Source organism: Streptomyces sp. SP17BM10 (genome assembly GCF_036322405.1).
GTDB lineage: Bacteria > Actinomycetota > Actinomycetes > Streptomycetales > Streptomycetaceae > Kitasatospora.
In genome coordinates this window covers 1-305 of record NZ_JAQYXB010000262.1, presented here as the reverse complement: position 1 = coordinate 305, position 305 = coordinate 1, and the positions used below count along the sequence as shown (strand labels likewise).

General features: G+C 71.1%; 1 pseudogene. It reads left to right on the top strand.

The window, feature by feature from the left end:
- Positions 1–305, top strand: a pseudogene (locus PUR71_RS01135) (DEAD/DEAH box helicase); the annotation flags it as partial.

Here is a 305-nt window from a genome sequence, read left to right as displayed (position 1 = left end):
GCCGCGACGACCGCCCCTCCGGTGGTGGCTTCCGCCGTGATGACCGTCCCTCGGGTGGTTTCTACCGTGACGACCGCGGCGACCGTGGTGGTTTCCGTCGTGACGACCGAGGCGAGCGCCCGTCCTGCGGTGGCTTCCGACGCGACGACAGACCCTCAGTCGGCTTCAACAGCGACCGCTACGACAGACAGGGCGGCGGCAACCTCCGTGACGACCGTGGCGAGCGCCCGTCAGGCGGTGGCTACCGCCGCGACTACCGCCAGGGTGGCGGCTGCTACCGCCGTGATGACCGCGATGGCCGCTTC